Raw genomic sequence first — 15,983 nt, forward strand, 5'->3', positions numbered from 1 at the left:
CAAGCATGGCAAAGAAGAGTTCAGTCGAGAAGAACAACCGGCGCAAGCGGATGGTGAAGAACGCCGCCGCCAAGCGCGAGCGGTTGAAGGCGATCATCGCCGATAAGAAGCTGCCGATGGAAGAGCGCTTCGCTGCGACGTTGAAGCTGGCAGAAATGCCGCGCAACTCGTCGGCGACCCGCATCCGCCTGCGTTGCGAGTTGTCGGGCCGCCCGCGCTCGAATTACCGCAAGAACAAGCTGTCCCGTATCGCGCTGCGCGACCTTGGCTCCAAGGGCATGGTCCCGGGCCTCGTGAAGTCGAGCTGGTAAGGAGGGTCGTTTAGATGTCTACGCACGATCCAATCAGCGATCTGATCACCCGCATCCGCAACGCGCAGATGCGCTCCAAGACCAAGGTCTCCACGCCTGGCTCGAAGATGCGCGAGAACGTGCTCGAGGTCCTCAAGAGCGAGGGCTACATCCGCGGTTACGCCACGCTCGAGCATCCCTCGGGGCGCAGCGAGATCGAGATCGAGCTGAAATATTTCGACGGCGAGCCCGTCATCCGCGAGATCGAGCGGGTCTCCAAGCCTGGGCGTCGTGTCTACGCTTCGGTGAAGGCCCTGCCGCGGGTCAACAACGGGCTCGGCATTTCGGTGTTGTCGACGCCGAAGGGGATCATGGCCGACCACAGCGCGCGTGACGCGAATGTGGGCGGTGAAGTCCTCTTCACGGTGTTCTGAGAAGGATTTTTCATCCATGTCACGTGTTGGCAAAAGGCCTGTGGCGGTTCCGTCGGGTGTGACCGCGACCGTCGATGGGCAGACCGTCAAGATGAAGGGGCCCAAGGGCCAGCTTCAGTTCGTCGTCCATGACGAGGTCGAGGTGAAGCTCGAGAGCGGCCAGATCAAGGTCAAGCCGCGGGCCGAGACCAACCGCGCGCGGGCGCTGTACGGTACCGCTCGCGCTCAGGTCGCGAATCTGGTCGAAGGCGTCACCAAGGGCTTCGAGAAGAAGCTCGAGATCACCGGCGTCGGCTACCGCGCCGCGATGCAGGGCAAGAACCTCCAGCTCGCGCTCGGTTACAGCCACGACGTGGTCTATCCGATCCCGGAAGGCATCACGATCACTGTTCCGAAGCCGACCGAGATCACAGTGACCGGCAGCGACGTCCAGCGCGTCGGCCAGGTCGCCGCCGAGATCCGGGCCTATCGCCCGCCGGAGCCCTATAAGGGCAAAGGCGTGAAGTATGTTGGCGAATTCATCTTCCGCAAGGAAGGCAAGAAGAAGTAACGGAGCCGGTCATGTCCAAAGCCAAGGTTACGAATGCCCGGCGCAAGCGGAGTGTGCGGCTGAAGCTGCGCCGCTCCGGTGGTGGCCGTCCGCGTCTGTCGGTGTTCCGCTCGTCCAAGCACATCTACGCCCAGGTCATCGACGACCTGAAGGGCGAGACGCTGGCCTCTGCCTCTTCGCTAGAGAAGGCAATGCGGGACGGTGGCAAGACCGGCGCCGACATCGATGCGGCAAAGGCGGTCGGCAAGCTGCTGGCCGAGCGCGCTGCTGAAAAGGGTGTCAAGGAAGTCGTGTTCGATCGCGGCAGCTATCTCTATCACGGGCGCGTCAAGGCTCTTGCCGACGCAGCGCGTGAGAGCGGGCTGAGCTTCTAACAGAATTTGAGGATTGAGGCGTAAGCCTCTGAAGGATTAGAAAAATGGCAGAACGCGAACAACGTGGTGGACGCGATCAGCGCGGCGGCGGACGCGAGCGCAAGGAGCGTGAAGAGCGCGACAGCGAGTTCGTGGACAAGCTCGTCCACATCAATCGCGTGGCCAAGGTCGTCAAGGGCGGCAAGCGTTTCGGTTTCGCAGCGCTGGTCGTGATCGGCGATCAGAAGGGCCGCGCCGGCTTCGGTCACGGCAAGGCCCGCGAAGTCCCTGAGGCGATCCGCAAGGCGACGGAGTCGGCCAAGCGCAACCTGACCCGCGTCTCGCTGCGCGAGGGCCGCACGCTCCATCACGACATCGCCGGCCGTCACGGCGCGGGCCGCGTCTACCTGCGTGCCGCCCCGGCCGGTACCGGCATCATCGCCGGCGGCCCGATGCGCGCCGTGTTCGAGACGCTCGGCGTCCAGGACGTGGTGGCGAAGTCGATCGGCTCATCGAACCCGTACAACATGGTTCGCGCAACCTTCGACGCGCTGAAGCATCAGGATTCGCCGCGCTCGGTCGCTGCCCGCCGCAACATCAAGGTGTCCACTCTGCAGTCCCGTCGTATCGGCGGCGATGCCGAGGCGGCTGCCGACTAACGGAAGCTTTCGGAGTAGACTCCCATGGCCAAGGCCGAAAAGACGATCAAGCTCGAGCAGACCGGCAGCGCGATCCGCCGCCATCACTCGCAGCGCTCGACGCTGATCGGGCTCAAGCTCAACAAGATCGGCCGCACCAGCGAACTGCCGGACACCCCGGCCGTCCGCGGCATGATCGAGAAGGTTCACCATCTCGTCCGCATCGTCGACGAGAAGTAAGAAACGGCGCGCGATCCCGGTTTCCCGGTGACGATCGTGCGCATGACACAAGGAGAAGGGCGATGAAGCTCAGCGATATCGCCGACAACGCCGGCTCGCGCAAGAAGCGCATGCGCGTCGGCCGCGGCATCGGTTCGGGCAAGGGCAAGCAGTCCGGCCGCGGCGGCAAGGGCCAGACCGCGCGTTCGGGCGTGCGCATCAAGGGTTTCGAAGGCGGCCAGATGCCGATGCATCGCCGTCTGCCCAAGCGCGGCTTCAACAACATCTTCCGCGTCGAGTTCGCCGAGATCAATCTCGACCGGCTCCAGGAAGCGGTCGATGCCAAGAAGATCGACGCCGGCAGCGTCGTGAACGTCGAGGCCCTGGTGAAGGGCGGCGTGCTGCGCCGCGCCAAGGCCGGCCTGCGGCTGCTCGGCCGCGGCGAGCTCAAATCCAAGCTCAACATCGAAGTGCATGGCGCCTCCAAGACCGCGATCGCGGCGGTCGAGAAGGCCGGCGGTTCGGTCAAGATCCTCGCCCCTGCCAAGGAAGAAGGCGAGGCGGCGTAACAACTGCGTCATTGGCCCGCGCCTCGCGGGCCTTTACGCAGGCGGGACGTGGACTTATCGAAGCCGAGCCCCAGATAATGTCCGGCGTCCGCTAAAGTAGCCCGGCCGCGGGCATGACGGCGCAACAGGCGGCGGGAGAAAGTCCAAGATGGTCTCTGCAGCGGAACAACTGGCAGCCAATCTCAATTTCGGCGCGTTTGCCAAGGCCGACGAACTGAAGAAGCGCATCTGGTTCACCCTGGGTGCGCTGCTCGTTTATCGGCTCGGGACCTACATCCCGCTGCCAGGCATCGATCCCAACATCTGGGAGCAGGTGTTCCGCTCCCAGGCGGGCGGCATCCTCGGCATGTTCAACATGTTCGCCGGCGGCGGCATCCACCGCATGGCGATCTTCGCGCTGAACATCATGCCGTACATCTCGGCCTCGATCATCATCCAGCTCCTGACCACCGTCTCACCGCAGCTCGAGGCGCTGAAGAAGGAGGGCGAGGCTGGCCGCAAGACTCTGAACCAGTACACCCGCTATCTCACGGTGATCCTGGCCGCGTTCCAGTCCTACGGCATCGCGGTGGGCCTCGAAGGCGCCGGCAACGTCGTCAGCGAGCCCGGCATGTTCTTCCGCCTGTCCACGGCGATCACGCTGACCGGCGGCACCATGTTCCTGATGTGGCTGGGCGAGCAGATCACCTCGCGCGGCATCGGCAACGGCATCTCGTTGATCATTCTCGCCGGCATCGTCGCCGAACTGCCCGCAGCGCTCGCCAACATGCTCGAGCTCGGCCGTCAGGGCGCGATGTCGACCGGTCTGATCCTGATCGTCATCATCATGGCCGTCGTCGTGATCGCCTTCATCGTGTTCATGGAGCGCGCCCAGCGCCGCCTGCTGATCCAGTATCCGAAGCGCCAGGTCGGCAATAAGATGTTCGAGGGCCAGTCCTCGCATCTGCCGCTCAAGCTCAACACCTCGGGCGTGATCCCGCCGATCTTCGCATCCTCGCTGCTGCTGCTGCCAACGACGGTTGCGAACTTCAATTCGGGCAGCGGCCCGGAATGGTTCCAGTGGATCAACACCCAGCTCGGCCACGGCCGTCCGCTGTTCCTGATCATGTATCTGGCGCTGATCGTGTTCTTCGCGTTCTTCTACACCGCGATCGTGTTCAACCCGACCGAGACCGCCGACAATCTGAAGAAGCACGGCGGCTTCATTCCGGGCATCCGCCCCGGTGAGCGCACGGCCGAATACATCGACTACGTGTTGTCGCGCATCACGGTGCTAGGCGCGATCTATCTCGCGATCGTCTGCTTGATTCCGGAAATCCTGATCTCCTACGCCTCGGTGCCGTTCTACTTCGGCGGCACCTCGCTGCTGATCGTGGTCAGCGTCACCATGGATACGGTGGCGCAGGTGCAGGGCTATCTGCTGGCGCACCAGTACGAGGGTCTGATCCGGAAGTCGAAGCTGCGCGGCCGCCGCCGCTGAACGCGGCGTCCTTAAGGGACGTCGCGGCTGCGTCACCGATTCGCCGCGCGAGCAAACCGCGGCGTTCGAAGATGCGACCAGTCGGCCGTTCGGCGCACCGACAGAGCTGCTGCGGTGGCGACGCAATCACTGATTTCAAAGCCCTTCTTGGCGTCCGCGCATTCGCTCCCCTATGATAGGGTAGCGGTGCGGCGCTGATTGTGGTTTGCACTGTTCTTGATCTTCAAACGCAGGTGCGCGACGTATCGCTCACCAATCCGGGGGGGCGTACGCCGATGAGAATTATACTTCTGGGACCGCCGGGGTCGGGCAAGGGGACCCAGGCGCAGCTCTTGGTGCAGCGCTATGGCATCGTCCAGCTCTCGACCGGCGAGATGCTGCGCGCGGCCGTTGCGGCGGGAACGCCGGTCGGGCTGAAGGCCAGGGAGATCATGGCGAACGGCGGCCTCGTGCCGGACGACGTCGTGGTCGGAATCATCTCCGACCGCATCGACCAGCCGGACGCCAGGAACGGTTTCATCCTCGACGGTTTCCCGCGCACCGTGCCGCAGGCCGAGGCGCTGGATGAGTTGCTGAGGCGCAAGCACCTCAAGCTCGATGCCGTCATCGAGCTCCGAGTCAACGAGAGTGCGCTCCTGAACCGCGTTGAGACCCGCGTCGCCCAGATGCGCGAGCGCGGGGAGGAGGTCCGGGTGGACGACACCCCGGAGGTCCTGACCAAGCGCCTCGCCAGTTACCGCAGCCAGACGGAACCGCTGATTCACTATTATTCCGAGCGGCGGAAGCTTTCGACCATCGACGGCATGATGGCCATCGACGAGGTCACCCGCGCCATCCACCGCCAGTTGCTGGCGCTGGGCGCGGTGGAACCCAAGACGCATGCTCGCAGCGCGGCCAAGGCGGCGCCGGCCAAGAAGGCCAAGGCGGGCAAGAAGGCCAGAAAGTCAGCCAAAACGGCGAAGAAACCCGCCAAACCGGCAAAAAAGGCCGCCAAGAAGGCCGTGAAGGGTGCCAAGAAGGCGACCAAGACGGTCAAGAAAGCGGCCAAAAAGACCGCCGGGAGGGCCGTCAAAAAGGGTGCCAGGAAGGCTGCAAAAAAGGTCACGAAAAAGCGAGCCAAACGCTAGCAGCGGTTGACGAAAGCACCTGGAATCCCCTAATAAGCCCCGCATCCAAGTCGGATAGTTTCAGACGATGCCGGGCCCCAGGAAGACCGGGGGTGGGCGTCGTGTTCGCGTTTGTGAACACCTGCCCGAGAACACAAGCACTTAAGCCCGGTCCTGACGAGGATCGGCGACAGGAGAGAAGGCCGTGGCCCGTATTGCCGGCGTGAACATTCCCACCAACAAGCGCGTGCTGATCGCGCTCCAGTACATCCATGGCATCGGTCAGAAGATCGCCGGTGAGATCTTGGAGAAGGTGAAGATCCCCGTGGATCGTCGCGTCAATCAGCTTAGCGACGCCGAAGTGCTCCAGATCCGCGAAGTGATCGACCGCGACTATCTCGTCGAGGGCGACCTGCGTCGCGAGGTCGGCATCAACATCAAGCGTCTAATGGACCTCGGCTGCTATCGCGGCCTGCGTCATCGTCGTGGTCTGCCGGTGCGCGGCCAGCGTACCCACACCAATGCGCGTACGCGCAAGGGGCCGGCCAAGGCCATCGCCGGCAAGAAGAAGTAAACTGGCGAATCGGGAGTAGCGAATGGCGAGTAGGGGAGCTTCCCTATTCGCCATTCGCTACTCGTTATTCGCTTCCACAGGTGTAGCCGCTGGCAGTACGGCGGCGTTTGAGATCTCCAGGAAAGGTACTCTATGGGCAAGGAAGCCACCCGCGTTCGTCGTCGTGAGCGCAAGAACATCGCCTCCGGCGTCGCGCACGTGAACTCGTCGTTCAACAATACCACGATCACCATCACCGACGCGCAGGGCAACACGATTGCCTGGTCCTCCGCCGGCACGATGGGCTTCAAGGGCTCGCGCAAGTCGACCCCGTATGCCGCGCAGGTCGCCGCGGAAGACGTCTCGAAGAAGGCGCAGGAGCATGGGATGCGCACGCTGGAAGTCGAAGTCGCCGGTCCCGGTTCGGGCCGCGAGTCCGCACTCCGTGCCCTCCAGGCCGCGGGCTTCACCGTCACCTCGATCCGTGACGTGACCACGATCCCGCACAACGGTTGCCGTCCCCGCAAGCGTCGGCGCGTTTGATACGACATTGCGGGCGCATCGGCGCCCGCGATGACTTTTCTAAAGAAGCCGCGGGAATGCTCTGCGGCCTTTCTCCAACGCCAGTATTTGAACTGTCAAATTGACTGGCCTGTATGGGTGAAACAGTGACGATCCAGAAAAATTGGCAAGAACTGATTCGGCCGAACAAGCTCCAGGTGACCCCCGGCAGCGATCCCTCGCGTTTCGCGACCATCGTCGCCGAGCCGCTCGAGCGCGGCTTCGGCCAGACCCTCGGCAACGCGCTGCGCCGCATCCTGCTGTCCTCGCTTCAGGGCGCGGCGGTGCAGTCGGTGCACATCGACGGCGTGCTGCACGAGTTCTCCTCGATCGCGGGCGTCCGTGAGGACGTCACCGACATCGTGCTGAACATCAAGGACATCTCGATCAAGATGCAGGGCGAAGGCCCCAAGCGCATGGTCGTGAAGAAGCAGGGCCCGGGCGTCGTCACCGCCGGCGACATCCAGACCGTCGGCGACGTCACGGTCCTCAATCCGGACCTGCAGATCTGCACCCTCGACGAGGGCGCCGAGATCCGCATGGAGTTCACGGTCTCGACCGGCAAGGGCTACGTGCCCGCCGAGCGCAACCGTCCCGAGGACGCGCCGATCGGTCTGATCCCGGTCGACAGCCTGTACTCGCCGGTCCGCAAGGTCTCCTACAAGGTCGAGAACACCCGTGAGGGCCAGATCCTCGACTACGACAAGCTGACCATGACGATCGAAACCAACGGCGCGATCTCGCCGGATGACTCGGTGGCCTATGCCGCCCGCATCCTCCAGGATCAGCTCAACGTGTTCGTCAATTTCGAAGAGCCGCGCAAGGAAGTCGCCCAGGAGATCATCCCGGACCTCGCCTTCAACCCGGCCTTCCTCAAGAAGGTGGACGAGCTCGAGCTGTCGGTGCGTTCGGCTAACTGCCTGAAGAACGACAACATCGTCTATATCGGCGATCTCGTGCAGAAGAGCGAAGCGGAAATGCTCCGCACTCCGAACTTCGGCCGCAAGTCGCTGAACGAGATCAAGGAAGTGCTGGCCCAGATGGGTCTGCATCTCGGCATGGAAGTGCCGGGCTGGCCGCCGGAGAACATCGACGAGCTCGCCAAGCGCTTCGAGGATCACTACTGAGTTGGCGAATGGGGAGTGGCGAATAGCGAGTACATCTCGCTAATCGCCATTCACTACCCGCTGCTAGGGCGAACGCAGGCAGCCCACCTGAGCAACATGTCCGACGAACCGTCGCGGCAGTTTTTACGTAAGGACTACACACATGCGTCACGGCAAGGTTCATCGGAAGCTCAACCGCACGGCCGAGCACCGCAAGGCGATGTTCGCCAACATGGCGGCCGCACTGATCAAGCACGAGCAGATCGTCACCACGCTGCCCAAGGCCAAGGAGCTTCGCCCGATCGTCGAGAAGCTCGTCACCCTCGGCAAGAAGGGCGGCCTGTCGATGCGCCGCCAAGCGATCTCCGAGATGCGCGACAAGGATCAGGTCAAGAAGCTGTTTGACGTCCTGGCCACCCGCTACAAGGATCGCCAGGGCGGTTACACCCGCATCATCAAGGCGGGCTTCCGCTACGGCGACAACGCCGCGATGGCCGTGATCGAGTTCGTCGATCGCGACGTCGATGCCAAGGGCCAGGACTCCGGTCCGGTGCAGGAGAAGGAAGCCGAGGCGGCGTAAGCCACCCGTCAAGTTGTGAATTGAAAACGGCGCCCTTGGGCGCCGTTTTTGTTTCCGGGAACAGGGCGCGTCGGGAGGACTACTCCTCCTTGATCCCCGCCTTTTGCGCGATCTCCTTCATTTCGGCGGTCTCCTTGCCGATCGCGCTCAGCCAGTCGCCGTATCGCTTGAAGCCGGGCTCGAAGCCGACCGCGGCGAAGCGTTCGGCCGCGGACGGGTTGTTGATCATCTCCTCCAGGGCCGCCGTCAGCTTGTCACGAACGGCCGGTGGCAGGCCCTTGGGGGCGACCACGGCGCCCCATGAGACGAAGTCGATGTTGCCGTAGCCGAGCTCGGCGAGCGTCGGCACGTCGGGCAGGAACGGCGTGCGTTCGGCCGAGAACACGGCGAGCACCTTGACGGTGCCGGCCTCGATCTGCGGCTTGACGGCAATGACCGTGTCGACGTGATATTGGATGTGCTTGCCGATCAGGTCGTTCATCGCCGGAGCGCTGCCCTTGTAGGGTAGGTGCACCATCTTGATTCCGGCGCCTGACTTGAACAGCTCGCCTGCAAAATGCGAGACGGTCGCAACGCCGAAGGACGCCAGCGACAGCTTGTCGGGATTGGCTTTCGCCTCAGTGACGAGCGCAGCCACGTCCTTGATCGGGTTGTCCTTGTAGGTGACCAGCGCCAGCGTGATCTTGCCGACCTGGCCGAGCGGCTCGAAATCCTTGGCCGCATCGTAAGGCACGCTTTCCTTCACGGCCGCCGGCAGCGTGAAGCTCGAATTCGAGCTGAAGAACAGGGTGTATCCGTCGGGTGCCGCGCGTGCGGCCTCCTTTGCCGCGATCGTGGTGCCGCCCCCGGGACGGTTCATGATGATCACGGGCTTGCCGAGCCGGGTCTCCAGTTCGCCGCCGATGATGCGTGCGACCACGTCGGAGGCGCCGCCGGGCGGGAAGGGGACGATCAACTGCAACGCTTTTTCAGGGTAGGCCGCTTGAGCCTGCGCGAGTGAATGGCCGCTGATCAGACCGAGCAACCCGAGCGCAACAGTCAGGGCGGTCGTTTTCATCGCATGGATCTTCCTGTTCACATGAGCAAAAGCGGTTCGGCCTGACTTAGCAATAATCGTTCCAACAGCGATCGAGACGAGGCTGCGAAAGGCCACGCAGCTCTCTCTGCGTCACTGATTGGTGAGTGCCGATTGCGACCCGATCCGCCCCCTCCGATATTTGCGTCATCGATCTGATGGAGACACTACATGAACATCGACCTTTCCGGAAAAACCGCCCTGGTGACCGGTTCCACCGCCGGCATCGGCCACGCGATCGCCAAGGGCCTCGCCGCCTCCGGCGCCAGCGTCGTGATCAATGGCCGCAGCCGGGACAAGGTCGATGCCGCCGTCCGCAAGCTGGAAGGGACGGGCGCCAAGGTCCGCGGCATCGTCGCCGACGTCTCGACGGCGGCAGGCTGCAAGGCGCTGGTCGCGGCGCTTTCCGACGTCGACATCCTCGTCAACAATGCCGGCATCTTCGAGCCAAAGGACTTTTTCGAGATCCCCGACGAGGATTGGAGCCGCTTCTTCGAAGTCAACGTGATGAGCGGCGTCCGGCTGTCGCGCGCGTACATGAAGGGCATGCTCGAGCGCAATTGGGGCCGCATCGTCTTCATCTCCTCGGAGTCCGGGCTCAACATTCCCGTCGAGATGATCCACTACGGCATGACCAAGACGGCCCAGCTCTCGGTCGCGCGCGGCCTTGCGCAGCTCACCAGCGGCACCGGCGTGACCGTCAATTCCGTGCTGCCGGGCCCGACCATGTCCGAGGGCGTCGAGACCTTCGTGAAGGATCTCGCCAAACAGAACGGCCAGTCAGTGGACGAGGCCGCCGCCAATTTCGTCAAGCAGCATCGCCCGAGCTCACTGCTCCAGCGCTTTGCGAGCGTCGACGAGATCGCGAACATGGTGGTCTATGTCGCGTCGAAACAGGCGTCCGCGACCAACGGCGCGGCGCTGCGCGCGGAAGGTGGCATCGTCAATACGATCGCTTGAGTCGGCGTATGACAGCCTATGTGATTTCCGAAGTCGAGATGCGCGATCCCGATGGATTCGAAGCCTATCGCGCATTGGCCGCCAAGACGATCGCGCAGTATGGCGGGCGTTATCTCGCCCGCGGCGGCAAGGCCGAGCTGGCCGAAGGCAACCTGCCGGCGAAGGCCATCGTCGTCGTCGAATTCTCGTCAATGGCGAGGCTGAAGGAATGGTACGCGTCGCCGGAATATGCCGAGGCGCTCAAGCTGCGGCAGACGGCGCTGGAGCGCCGGCTGCTGTTCGTCGAGGGCGCGGCTTAACCATAACTGCGGTAGCCGTAGGGTGGGCAAAGCGAAAGCGTGCCCACCATTTTCGTTGTGCGTGTCCTGAAGATGGTGGGCACGGCGCAGCGCGCCTTTGCCCACCCTACGAAGCCTTTGCTTACCACCCCTCCAGCACGATTTTGCCGCGCGACTTGCCGCTCTCCAGCAGCGCGTGAGCGCGCTTGAGATTGGTTGCGTTGATCGTGCCAAATGTTTGGTCGAGCGTGGTGCGCAACACACCCTTATCGATGAGGTCGGCGACGTCACCCAGCAGATGATGCTGCGCGATCATGTCGGGCGTCTGGAACGAGGAGCGCGTGAACATCGATTCCCAATGCACCGAGATCGCCTTGCCCTTGAAGGTGCTCATGGTGAATTCCGGCGGATCGTCGATCAGGCCGAACTTGCCCTGCGGTGCCATGAACTCCGCGATCGCCTTGTAGTGCTGGTCGGTGAAGGTGAGGCTCGCCACCAGCGCGACCGGCGGCAGCTTCAGTTTCTCGATCTGCTCCTTCATGGGCATGCCGTGGTCGATGACCGCATGCGCGCCGAGATCGAGGCACCATTTCTGCGATTCCGGCCGCGTCGCGGTGGCGAGCACCGTCAGCCCGGTGAGACGGCGCGCGAGCTGGATCAGGATCGAGCCGACGCCGCCGGCACCACCGGTGATCAGCAGCGTGCGGGGATCGACGCTCTTGCCCGGCACGGCGCCGAGACGGTCGAACAGCAATTCCCAGGCGGTGATGGAGGTGAGGGGAAGGGCGGCGGCTTGCGCGAAGGACAGGCTCTTCGGCTTGTTGCCGACGATGCGCTCGTCGACCAGATGGTATTCCGAATTGGTGCCCTGGCGCAGGATCGAGCCGGCGTAGAACACCTCGTCACCTGGCTTGAACAGCGTGACCTCCGGCCCGACGGCGTCGACCACGCCGGCCGCGTCATAGCCGAGAATCTTCGTCTCGCCCTCGGGCGGGGCGGCGCGCTTGCGCACCTTGTAATCGACGGGATTGGCCGAGATCGCCTTCACCGCGACGCGGATGTCGCGTCCCTTCGGCTCCGGTTTCGCGGTCTCGAAATCGATCAGTGAATCCGCATCCTCGATCGGAAGCGATTTCTTGTAGCCGATGGCCTTCATGGCTTGTCTCCATCAGATGGCTTGGTTCGCCCGCCGTCCTAACTGTCGCTCTGGCCCCGATTTGGCAAGTACTGTAAATTCGGGGATATAGTCCCTGTTTGGATACTATTGGGAAAACATGCATGAAACGGCGAGAGTTTACCCGGCGCCCGGGCTGCTCGGTCGAGGCGACGCTGGACCTGATCGACGGCAAGTGGAAGGGCGTGATCCTCTACCACCTCCAGAACGGCACCCAGCGCTTCGGCGAACTGCGCCGCCGGATGCCCGGCATCACCCAGCGCATGCTGACGAAGCAGCTGCGTGCGCTGGAGGAGGACAAGCTCGTCGTCCGCAAGGTCTATGCCGAAGTGCCGCCGCGGGTGGAATACTGCCTCTCCGAACTCGGCGAGAGCCTGAGGCCTGTGATCGATATCCTGAAAGCCTGGGGCGAGAGCCATCAGCAGCGGCTGTCCTCTGCGCCGCCGCCGGCGGTCGTGAAGAAGAAGCGCGCGGCGTAGAGATCCGGGAGCGGCGTGCCGCTCCCGGGAGAGATAGCCGTCAGAACGCAAACTGCGTGCGCATCGCGACGGCGTCGAACTTCGAGCCGACGTCGGCGGTCGAGACCGGCGAGGCCTGCCGCGACACCGTTCCGTGCAGATAGTCGAGCATGAAGCGGACGTTGCCGTTGACGTACCAGTTGAGTGCCAGCGTGTAGACCGTCTGCCGGCCGCCAGCGACGCCGTTGGCGGTTGCGAGCTGATCGTTGAGATCGATGGTCGAGAAGCGGCCCGCGATCTCCCACGCGCCCCAGCCGCTGCCGTCGAGCGAGAACGGATGCGCCGGCTTGATGCCGTGATAGGCTGCGTTCGCCGCGTTATACGATCGGCCTTCGCCGGTCAGCACGTAGCCGGCCTGCGCGTAGCCGCCCTGGAATTTCAGGCTGGGCGCGCCGACCAGCGGCACGGCGGTATTGGCGGTGCGATCGACATTGTACCAGAAGTACTCACCCTGGACGATGAACGGGCCGTAGGTCGCCGCCGCCTCGACGCTGTAGACCTGCGCGCCCGAGGCATTGGCGATGGCGCCAGTCGAGATCAGCGTGGTCGGGTCGAGACGCAATTCCGGACGATCGCTGAGCGTGACCGTCTGGGTGTTGGCGATCAGATTGCGCGGCGGCTGGATCAGCCATTGCGCGTTTGCGCCGATATGCACCGAATAGTCCTTGGTGCTGATCGGATTGCCGGCCACGCGCGCCACGGCGCCATATTGCTCGCTGGTGCCGGGCGGCGTCACGCTCGAAGCCGAATGGATCGCGCCGGTCGACGGTCCCGTGACATAGCCGCCGATCCAGAGCTGATCGTTGAACCAGCGCGCACCGGCCGCGGAGCGGAAGTCGCCCGCGGCGATGTTGGTCGCGATCACGCCGGGCGAGGCGCGCTCCATGAACATGATGTCGTTCGAACTCGTCGCTTCGTCGAGCGTGTAAGGCAGGTCCATGATGCCGGCCTCGATCGCCATCTTGCCGCCGAACGGCTTCAGGCCGGTATAGCTGATATAGGCGTTCTCGACGCCGGAGACGCCGCCGCCCGGCAGCGATCCCGGCGCGGTGCCACCAAACCCGTCGGACGAGCCGCCGAAATCGTAGACCAGTGCGAAGTTCCAGTCGTGGAAGAACTTGCCGGTGACGCCGATGCGCGCGCGGCGGACGTTCTGGCCGCTGTCGAGCTTCTGCGGCACCGTCGCCGCGGTGTTGGGACGATAGTCATATCCGCCGACATCCCAATGCAGGCGGCTGGTGACGGCGACGCAGTTGGCCTGGTCTGCGGTGCAGATGGTCGGCCGGTTGTTCGGCATCGTCACGACGACGCCGGAGGCCGGCGCCGGTGCCTTGGCGGGGATCGCCGCGTTGGCATTGGCGACTGCGGCCTTTGCCTCCGAGCGCGCCTCGGCCTTGGCCTCAGCCTTTGCCTCGGCTTTGGCTTTCGCTGTTGCCGCCGTGTTCGCCGCGGTCTGGCTCTGGAGCTTGTCGAGCTTCTGCTCCAGCAGCTTCAGCTGCTGCTTCAACAGCGCGATCTCCTGCTCGCTGCTGCTTGCCGATTGGGCCTGGGCCTGCGAGGCCGCCAGCGCACCGGCGAGACCAATCGCCGTGGCTGCAAGTCTTGTTCTGCTCACGTTACGCCTCCATCCTTTGACGAACTTCCCCAAGTCGCCGGCGGAGCCTAAGTCTCATCGATGACTGCTCCGCGACGCTGCGCCCCGGTTGCGCGGTTCCCACTGATGCCAATTCGCCGCAACCGAATCCGCTCCACACCACAATGCTGGATGACGCGCATCATGCCAATCGATCGTCATGGCAATTTGCCATTTCGCACGGTGGCCTTGCATGCCGGACGCAGCTGAAAGAGGCGGAATAATGCGGCCCGGCGGCCTTCTATTGGCGGGCGAAGGCGCCTATATTCCGGCATCTTTTCCAAGAGGGTAGGAATGTTTCGATCGATCCGTGCTGCCGTCGTCATGGCATTGTGCATAGTGTCTTCGGGCCACTTCAGCCCGTCAGCCGCGCAGGACCGCCGTGTCCCGGCCTCGCCGACCGAGCTTCGGCTGTCCTATGCGCCGATCGTGCAGCGGGTGCAGCCGGCGGTCGTCAACGTCTATGCGGCCAAGGTGGTGCAGAACCGCAATCCACTGCTCGACGATCCGATCTTCCGCCGCTTCTTCGGCGTGCCGGGCCAGCAGCCCGAGCAGATGCAGCGCTCGCTCGGCTCCGGCGTAATCGTCGATGCCTCCGGCCTCGTCGTCACCAACGTGCATGTCATCGAGGGTGCGGACCAGGTGAAGGTGTCGCTGTCCGACAAGCGCGAGTTCGAAGCCGAGATCCTGCTGAAGGACTCCCGCACCGATCTCGCCGTGCTCCGCCTGAAGGACACCAAGGAGAAATTCCCGACTCTCGACTTCACCAATTCCGACGAGCTTCTGGTCGGCGACGTCGTGCTCGCGATCGGCAATCCCTTCGGCGTGGGCCAGACCGTGACTCACGGCATCATCTCGGCTCTGGCGCGCACGCAGGTCGGTATCACCGACTACCAATTCTTCATCCAGACCGACGCTGCGATCAATCCCGGCAATTCGGGCGGGGCCCTGGTCGACATGGCCGGCAGGCTCGCCGGCATCAACACGGCGATCTACTCGCGCTCCGGCGGCTCGCAAGGCATCGGCTTTGCGATCCCGGCAAATATGGTGCGCGTCGTCGTCGCTTCCGCCAAGAGCGGCGGCAAGGCGGTGAAGCGGCCGTGGTTAGGTGCAAAATTGCAGGCTGTAACGCCCGAGATCGCCGAGAGCCTCGGCCTCCGCTCGCCGACCGGTGCGCTGGTTGCGAGCGTGGTGTCGAACGGCCCGGCAGCGAAAGCCGGCCTGAAATCCTCCGATCTCATCACCGGCATCGACGGCCAGACCGTCGATGATCCCAACGCCTTCGATTACCGTTTCGCGACCCGCCCGCTCGGCGGCTCCGCGCAGATCGACGTGCAGCGCGGCGGCAAGCCGCTGAAGCTGGCGGTGGCGCTGGAGACCGCGCCAGACACCGGGCGCAACGAGCTGGTCGTCACCGCACGCTCGCCGTTCCAGGGCGCGAAGGTCTCGACCATCACGCCGGCCGTCGCCGACGAGCTGCGTCTGGATGCCGACACCGAAGGTGTCGTGATCACCGACATCGGCGGCGATACCGCGGCCGCGAGTGTCGGCTTCCAGAAGGGCGACATCATCCTGGCCGTCAACAACCAGAAGATCAGCAAGACCGGCGACCTCGAGAAGGCCGCAGGTGAACGGGCGCGGATCTGGCGCATCACGCTGGTGCGCGGCGGCCAGCAGATCAACGTCACGCTGGGCGGATGAGTCCGAAGCGACCACAGGAGACGCCAACGCTCTTCGCCGCGGCGGGGCTCGACCACGATGCTCCGCATCCGCTGCCGGACCGGCTGCGCCCGCGCGCGCTGTCGGAGGTCGTCGGGCAGGATCACATCCTCGGCCCGGACGGCGCGCTGACGCGCATGCTGGAAACGCGTACGCTCGGCTCGCTGGTATTTTCGGGGACCGCCCG

The 15,983-nt window shown here is 64.0% G+C and carries 20 protein-coding genes and 1 pseudogene; 18 read left to right on the top strand and 3 right to left on the bottom strand.

Annotated features, from left to right (window positions below; genetic code table 11):
• The first annotated feature begins 5 nt into the window (after nt 1–5).
• The 13 genes from rpsN (at nt 6) to rplQ (ending at nt 8,439) form a co-directional block, all read left to right on the top strand.
• A complete protein-coding gene (gene rpsN, locus SE91_RS11320) occupies nt 6–311 on the top strand; it encodes a 30S ribosomal protein S14 (protein WP_018647251.1) in 306 nt (101 codons plus the stop codon).
• A gap of 14 nt (nt 312–325) precedes the next feature.
• On the top strand, nt 326–724 hold the full coding sequence (gene rpsH / locus SE91_RS11325) for a 30S ribosomal protein S8 (RefSeq protein WP_008549240.1): 399 nt from the start codon (nt 326–328) through the stop codon (nt 722–724).
• A gap of 16 nt (nt 725–740) precedes the next feature.
• On the top strand, nt 741–1,274 hold the full coding sequence (gene rplF / locus SE91_RS11330) for a 50S ribosomal protein L6 (protein ID WP_008549239.1): 534 nt from the start codon (nt 741–743) through the stop codon (nt 1,272–1,274).
• 11 nt (nt 1,275–1,285) lie between these two features.
• On the top strand, nt 1,286–1,648 hold the full coding sequence (gene rplR, locus SE91_RS11335) for a 50S ribosomal protein L18 (protein ID WP_008549238.1): 363 nt from the start codon (nt 1,286–1,288) through the stop codon (nt 1,646–1,648).
• Between the two features lie 44 nt (nt 1,649–1,692).
• A complete protein-coding gene (gene rpsE / locus SE91_RS11340) occupies nt 1,693–2,286 on the top strand; it encodes a 30S ribosomal protein S5 (protein WP_008136332.1) in 594 nt (197 codons plus the stop codon).
• A gap of 24 nt (nt 2,287–2,310) precedes the next feature.
• A complete protein-coding gene (gene rpmD, locus SE91_RS11345) occupies nt 2,311–2,505 on the top strand; it encodes a 50S ribosomal protein L30 (RefSeq protein WP_008549237.1) in 195 nt (64 codons plus the stop codon).
• A gap of 62 nt (nt 2,506–2,567) precedes the next feature.
• On the top strand, nt 2,568–3,053 hold the full coding sequence (gene rplO / locus SE91_RS11350) for a 50S ribosomal protein L15 (protein WP_008549236.1): 486 nt from the start codon (nt 2,568–2,570) through the stop codon (nt 3,051–3,053).
• Between the two features lie 148 nt (nt 3,054–3,201).
• Nucleotides 3,202–4,533: a preprotein translocase subunit SecY gene (secY, locus tag SE91_RS11355; RefSeq protein WP_008549235.1), complete on the top strand. Its 1,332-nt coding sequence runs from the start codon at nt 3,202–3,204 to the stop codon at nt 4,531–4,533.
• A 275-nt stretch (nt 4,534–4,808) separates the two neighbouring features.
• The gene (locus SE91_RS11360) at nt 4,809–5,660 is read left to right on the top strand and encodes an adenylate kinase (RefSeq protein ID WP_061847667.1); all 852 of its coding nucleotides are present in this window, start codon (nt 4,809–4,811) and stop codon (nt 5,658–5,660) included.
• A gap of 184 nt (nt 5,661–5,844) precedes the next feature.
• Nucleotides 5,845–6,213, top strand: coding sequence for a 30S ribosomal protein S13 (gene rpsM / locus SE91_RS11365; protein ID WP_008549231.1), 369 nt, complete (start codon nt 5,845–5,847; stop codon nt 6,211–6,213).
• A 132-nt stretch (nt 6,214–6,345) separates the two neighbouring features.
• Nucleotides 6,346–6,735 (top strand): 30S ribosomal protein S11, encoded by a 390-nt coding sequence (gene rpsK, locus SE91_RS11370; RefSeq protein WP_007603045.1) that lies wholly within the window; start codon nt 6,346–6,348, stop codon nt 6,733–6,735.
• Nucleotides 6,736–6,848: 113 nt separating this feature from the next.
• Nucleotides 6,849–7,880 (top strand): DNA-directed RNA polymerase subunit alpha, encoded by a 1,032-nt coding sequence (locus SE91_RS11375; protein ID WP_060736365.1) that lies wholly within the window; start codon nt 6,849–6,851, stop codon nt 7,878–7,880.
• Between the two features lie 142 nt (nt 7,881–8,022).
• Nucleotides 8,023–8,439, top strand: coding sequence for a 50S ribosomal protein L17 (gene rplQ, locus SE91_RS11380; RefSeq protein ID WP_008549227.1), 417 nt, complete (start codon nt 8,023–8,025; stop codon nt 8,437–8,439).
• A 79-nt stretch (nt 8,440–8,518) separates the two neighbouring features.
• Here the strand turns inward: rplQ and SE91_RS11385 are convergent, their stop codons facing one another.
• On the bottom strand, nt 8,519–9,496 hold the full coding sequence (locus SE91_RS11385; RefSeq protein WP_061851089.1) for a Bug family tripartite tricarboxylate transporter substrate binding protein: 978 nt from the start codon (nt 9,494–9,496) through the stop codon (nt 8,519–8,521).
• A 189-nt stretch (nt 9,497–9,685) separates the two neighbouring features.
• On the opposite strand from SE91_RS11385, the gene SE91_RS11390 reads away from it, so the two are divergent.
• Nucleotides 9,686–10,474, top strand: a complete 789-nt coding sequence (locus tag SE91_RS11390; protein ID WP_061847668.1) for an SDR family NAD(P)-dependent oxidoreductase — start codon at nt 9,686–9,688, stop codon at nt 10,472–10,474.
• Nucleotides 10,475–10,482: 8 nt separating this feature from the next.
• Nucleotides 10,483–10,773 carry a DUF1330 domain-containing protein gene (locus tag SE91_RS11395; protein ID WP_061847669.1) on the top strand — a complete coding sequence of 97 codons (291 nt, stop codon included), beginning with the start codon at nt 10,483–10,485 and terminating at the stop codon, nt 10,771–10,773.
• A 121-nt stretch (nt 10,774–10,894) separates the two neighbouring features.
• Here the strand turns inward: SE91_RS11395 and SE91_RS11400 are convergent, their stop codons facing one another.
• Nucleotides 10,895–11,908 carry a zinc-binding alcohol dehydrogenase family protein gene (locus SE91_RS11400; protein WP_061847670.1) on the bottom strand — a complete coding sequence of 338 codons (1,014 nt, stop codon included), beginning with the start codon at nt 11,906–11,908 and terminating at the stop codon, nt 10,895–10,897.
• Nucleotides 11,909–12,030: 122 nt separating this feature from the next.
• On the opposite strand from SE91_RS11400, the gene SE91_RS11405 reads away from it, so the two are divergent.
• Nucleotides 12,031–12,405, top strand: coding sequence for a winged helix-turn-helix transcriptional regulator (locus SE91_RS11405; RefSeq protein WP_061847671.1), 375 nt, complete (start codon nt 12,031–12,033; stop codon nt 12,403–12,405).
• A 40-nt stretch (nt 12,406–12,445) separates the two neighbouring features.
• On the opposite strand, the gene SE91_RS11410 is transcribed toward SE91_RS11405, so the two are convergent.
• The gene (locus tag SE91_RS11410; protein WP_061847672.1) at nt 12,446–14,059 is read right to left on the bottom strand and encodes an OprO/OprP family phosphate-selective porin; all 1,614 of its coding nucleotides are present in this window, start codon (nt 14,057–14,059) and stop codon (nt 12,446–12,448) included.
• 312 nt (nt 14,060–14,371) lie between these two features.
• Here SE91_RS11410 and SE91_RS11415 point away from each other — a divergent pair, with 312 nt between their 5' ends.
• Together SE91_RS11415 and SE91_RS11420 are read left to right on the top strand one after the other, a co-directional pair.
• On the top strand, nt 14,372–15,778 hold the full coding sequence (locus SE91_RS11415; protein ID WP_061847673.1) for a DegQ family serine endoprotease: 1,407 nt from the start codon (nt 14,372–14,374) through the stop codon (nt 15,776–15,778).
• Nucleotides 15,775–15,983: pseudogene (locus SE91_RS11420) on the top strand (replication-associated recombination protein A); the annotation flags it as partial. The gene SE91_RS11415 and the pseudogene SE91_RS11420, both read left to right, overlap by 4 nt.

Source organism: Bradyrhizobium sp. DOA1, assembly GCF_001593325.1.
In the GTDB taxonomy this organism is placed as follows: domain Bacteria; phylum Pseudomonadota; class Alphaproteobacteria; order Rhizobiales; family Xanthobacteraceae; genus Bradyrhizobium.

Coding starts and splice junctions, on each gene's coding strand:
- rpsN (WP_018647251.1), top strand. CDS start 6: ATGGCAAAGAAGAGTTCAGTCGAGAAGAACAACCGGCGCAAGCGGATG.
- rpsH (WP_008549240.1), top strand. CDS start 326: ATGTCTACGCACGATCCAATCAGCGATCTGATCACCCGCATCCGCAAC.
- rplF (WP_008549239.1), top strand. CDS start 741: ATGTCACGTGTTGGCAAAAGGCCTGTGGCGGTTCCGTCGGGTGTGACC.
- rplR (WP_008549238.1), top strand. CDS start 1,286: ATGTCCAAAGCCAAGGTTACGAATGCCCGGCGCAAGCGGAGTGTGCGG.
- rpsE (WP_008136332.1), top strand. CDS start 1,693: ATGGCAGAACGCGAACAACGTGGTGGACGCGATCAGCGCGGCGGCGGA.
- rpmD (WP_008549237.1), top strand. CDS start 2,311: ATGGCCAAGGCCGAAAAGACGATCAAGCTCGAGCAGACCGGCAGCGCG.
- rplO (WP_008549236.1), top strand. CDS start 2,568: ATGAAGCTCAGCGATATCGCCGACAACGCCGGCTCGCGCAAGAAGCGC.
- secY (WP_008549235.1), top strand. CDS start 3,202: ATGGTCTCTGCAGCGGAACAACTGGCAGCCAATCTCAATTTCGGCGCG.
- SE91_RS11360 (WP_061847667.1), top strand. CDS start 4,809: ATGAGAATTATACTTCTGGGACCGCCGGGGTCGGGCAAGGGGACCCAG.
- rpsK (WP_007603045.1), top strand. CDS start 6,346: ATGGGCAAGGAAGCCACCCGCGTTCGTCGTCGTGAGCGCAAGAACATC.
- SE91_RS11375 (WP_060736365.1), top strand. CDS start 6,849: ATGGGTGAAACAGTGACGATCCAGAAAAATTGGCAAGAACTGATTCGG.
- rplQ (WP_008549227.1), top strand. CDS start 8,023: ATGCGTCACGGCAAGGTTCATCGGAAGCTCAACCGCACGGCCGAGCAC.
- SE91_RS11385 (WP_061851089.1), bottom strand. CDS start 9,496: ATGAAAACGACCGCCCTGACTGTTGCGCTCGGGTTGCTCGGTCTGATC.
- SE91_RS11390 (WP_061847668.1), top strand. CDS start 9,686: ATGAACATCGACCTTTCCGGAAAAACCGCCCTGGTGACCGGTTCCACC.
- SE91_RS11395 (WP_061847669.1), top strand. CDS start 10,483: ATGACAGCCTATGTGATTTCCGAAGTCGAGATGCGCGATCCCGATGGA.
- SE91_RS11400 (WP_061847670.1), bottom strand. CDS start 11,908: ATGAAGGCCATCGGCTACAAGAAATCGCTTCCGATCGAGGATGCGGAT.
- SE91_RS11405 (WP_061847671.1), top strand. CDS start 12,031: ATGAAACGGCGAGAGTTTACCCGGCGCCCGGGCTGCTCGGTCGAGGCG.
- SE91_RS11415 (WP_061847673.1), top strand. CDS start 14,372: ATGTTTCGATCGATCCGTGCTGCCGTCGTCATGGCATTGTGCATAGTG.